The organism is uncultured Maribacter sp., assembly GCF_947500405.1.
Classification (GTDB): domain Bacteria; phylum Bacteroidota; class Bacteroidia; order Flavobacteriales; family Flavobacteriaceae; genus Maribacter_B.
Genome location: NZ_CANMRY010000059.1, coordinates 1 through 925, shown reverse-complemented (window position 1 = coordinate 925; position 925 = coordinate 1). Strand labels below are relative to the sequence as shown.

Genomic DNA, 925 nt, shown 5'->3' with positions numbered 1-925 from the left:
AATAAAAAGTTTTGGCTAAGTACTTAATCGGAAATTAATCACTTTTTAATCCCGTACTAATCATAGCCGAGACGTTAGGCACAATGTAAACCGAAATTAACGCAAAATGAAAAACCTACTTCCATTTATTATTTCTTTCTTTTTACCTGGAGCAGGACAGTTTATACTTAAAGACTTTAAAAAAGGTGGAATCATTTTATTAGTAAATATAGTTTCAACCTATCTTATTTTTAATATAGACTTCTTGGATTTAATCCCCTTATGGTTTCCTCACATAATTATAATGATATGGGCACTTTTTGATATTTTCGATAAGATTGAAAAACGTGATGGAAAAAAATCCGCAACAAGATATCTTGCATTTAGCTTACTAATTGTAGTTGTATTATTTCCTTTAACTCTAACTCTTTTGACAACTGGACTTTTTAAAGGTGCTGAATTCATAACAAATGAATACGTTAATGAAGACAGAACTAAAGAAGAAATGAATAAAATATCGACTGAATTAAGTCTTTATAAAAATCATTATGGGGTTTTTCCAGAAAATTACGAATCATTTATTAGACGTAAACCTATTTGGGGAAGTTGGAAAGCTGATAGCTGGAAAAACCCATATAGATATGAATTAATTGACTCTTTAAATTACACGTTGATTTCTGCTGGAAAAGATGGAATTTACAATAGCAAAGACGACATAATAAGAAAAAATTGAATAAACACAGTGCCTAACAATGTATAACCGCAATTACGGCGGATTCGACTACGTCCGAATCCACTCGGAATTGCGAGCGTCAGTGCTTAAACGAAAAACAGTAACTTAAAATCCGTAACTGACGGTTATACGAGACCGTTACCCTTAATGGCTGACCTGAAAAATTCTAACTGAATTTAATATTCTAAAAAAGAATCTTACTTGTCTAAATTT

General features: G+C 31.1%; 1 protein-coding gene. It reads left to right on the top strand.

All coding sequences use genetic code 11. The features are described 5' to 3' along the window. Nucleotides 1–106 precede the first annotated feature (106 nt). A complete protein-coding gene (locus Q0945_RS15975) occupies nucleotides 107–712 on the top strand; it encodes a hypothetical protein (RefSeq protein WP_299436664.1) in 606 nt (201 codons plus the stop codon). Nucleotides 713–925: the final 213 nt, after the last annotated feature.